Source organism: Peribacillus sp. P4_C12, from assembly GCF_056402095.1.
Map to the genome: position 1 here is coordinate 1 of NZ_JBFUIB010000647.1, position 1,794 is coordinate 1,794.

The following is a 1,794-nucleotide window of genomic DNA, read 5'->3' on the forward strand; positions in this document are numbered from 1 at the left end:
GTCTCCACCGTTGTATTACTTTTTTCGAATTGACTTCCATATGCTCTAAGACTGTCCAATTTTCCCGATATAGTAGATGTAATGTCAACGACARAGTCAGGTTTGTGAAAACCATTTATCATAAAATAGTACATATTTTGGACACGATGAGCTTCAAGACCATCTTCAACCAAATACTTTCTAACCCCAGCCGAAAAAACTGCTTCTTCAACTAATTTTGCACAATTCCCATGATCAGGATGACGGTCTTCCAAAAAAGGGGCAAATACAAGTGTGGGTTTATATTTGCGAATAACCGTTATAATTTGATTTATGTATTCTTCTTTCATATATAAACCACGGTCGGGTAAATCTAGGGATATTCTCTCCACCCCTAGAATTTCTGCTGCCTTAGCTGCTTCCTTTTGCCGTAATAGAACGGTACCGTTGGACGACATTTCCGCTTTTGTCAAGTCACAAATGACGATGTCCTTACCCTGTTGCGCATATTTAGCAATCGTACCACCCATACCAATTTCAACATCATCCGCATGTGCACCGAAAGCGAGGATATCTATATTACTTTTGTTTGTCATTTATCTCACCTTGTTTTTTTCGTAGTTTAAGCCAGTCCATATATCCATGTTTCAAACCCTGAATAAGTACTTCTGCCGTTCCCATATTTGTGGCCAATGGAATTTCATATACATCGGAGAGCCTTATTAGTGCTGATACATCCGGTTCATGTGGCTGCGATGTTAATGGATCTCGGAAAAACAGGACCATATCCATTTCACCACGGGCAATCATTGCCCCGATTTCCTGGTCTCCGCCTAGAGGTCCCGAATGGAAACGATGGACAGGCAATGATACTTCTTCCATGATTCGTTTCCCCGTTGTACCAGTAGCAAATAATTCATGTTGTTGAAATACAGCTTTATAGGCTGTTACAAATTGAATGATATCTTCTTTTTTCTTATCATGGGCAATTAAGGCAATTTTCATCGTATTCCTCCTAATACCTACTCGATAATATTTTCTAGTCCATATACAAGTACATCCAATTTCATGACTGAATCAACAGCAAGTTTAACTCCTGTCATAAAGGACGCGCGATTGAATGAATCATGGCGAACCGTCAATAACTCTCCATCACTCCCGAAAAGTACCTGTTGATGAGCAACAAGCCCCGGTAGACGAACACTATGGATATGCATGCCATCTATATTTGCTCCTCGAGCACCTTGAATGGTTTCTTTCTCATTCGGATGACCCTGTTGTTTTGTCTCACGTACTGCAGCTATCATATCTGCCGTTTTAGCAGCTGTACCTGAAGGGGCATCCAATTTTTGATCATGATGCATTTCAATGATTTCTACATTCGGGAAGTACTTTGCAGCCATTTGTGAGAACTTCATCATCAAAATAGCCCCAATTGCAAAGTTTGGAGCGATGATGCATCCAATACCTTTTTCCCTAGTTAACGAATCCAGCTTTGCTAAATCTTCTTTTGTAAATCCTGTTGTTCCTACAACAGGACGGATACCATGATTCAGTGCCGTTTCTGTATGATACATGCCTACTTCAGGTGTAGTTAAATCAATCAATACATCTGCATTTACAGCCGAGAAGCATTCGTTAATATCGGAAAAAACAGGTGCTTCAATTCCTTGAAAACCATCAATATTTGAGAGGCTTTMCTCGTTATATTTACGGTCTATAACAGCTGCTAATTCAAACCCTTCTGTTCTATGTACTAACTTCACCGCTTCATTACCCATTCTGCCACGAGGTCCAGCTACAATCACTCTTACT

The 1,794-nt window shown here is 40.1% G+C and carries 3 protein-coding genes; all 3 read right to left on the reverse strand.

Features of this window, described 5'->3' with window-relative positions; all coding sequences use genetic code 11:
- A partial coding sequence (bshB1, locus tag AC1DUW_RS27585) for a bacillithiol biosynthesis deacetylase BshB1 (protein WP_477644022.1) occupies positions 1-575 on the reverse strand: 575 nt, incomplete at its 3' end.
- On the reverse strand, positions 559-984 hold the full coding sequence (locus tag AC1DUW_RS27590) for a methylglyoxal synthase (protein ID WP_053346758.1): 426 nt from the start codon (positions 982-984) through the stop codon (positions 559-561). The genes AC1DUW_RS27590 and bshB1, both read right to left, overlap by 17 nt.
- A gap of 17 nt (positions 985-1,001) precedes the next feature.
- Positions 1,002-1,794: 4-hydroxy-tetrahydrodipicolinate reductase (dapB, locus tag AC1DUW_RS27595; protein WP_477644023.1), on the reverse strand; the 793-nt coding region annotated here is incomplete at its 5' end.